Source organism: Aquirufa salirivi (assembly GCF_045310485.1).
GTDB lineage: Bacteria > Bacteroidota > Bacteroidia > Cytophagales > Spirosomataceae > Aquirufa > Aquirufa salirivi.
Map to the genome: position 1 here is coordinate 1 of NZ_JBEWZH010000053.1, position 255 is coordinate 255.

Genomic DNA, 255 nt, shown 5'->3' on the forward strand with positions numbered 1-255 from the left:
TCGCATCCTTGGCTGTGATCGTAATCGTTTGGCTTGCTCCCGCTGTTTGGGTGCCTGTTCCCGTGATAATCAATTTAGTGGCTGCGCCTGCTCCTATGGTCACAGAACTTGATCCTGTCGCACCGCCGGTTGTTGCCGTGGCGGTAAATGTTCCATTACCTATATTACCTGTAAATAGTAGAGCACTGGCAACATTAGCTACACCACTCACAAAATCCCCTGCTCCACTTAATTTATTGGTACCAGATAAACCTG

1 protein-coding gene is annotated in these 255 nt (G+C 48.2%); it reads right to left on the bottom strand.

The window, feature by feature from the left end; translation table 11 throughout:
• A partial coding sequence (locus U0R11_RS13655) for a hypothetical protein (RefSeq protein WP_406752401.1) occupies positions 1 to 255 on the bottom strand: 255 nt, incomplete at both ends.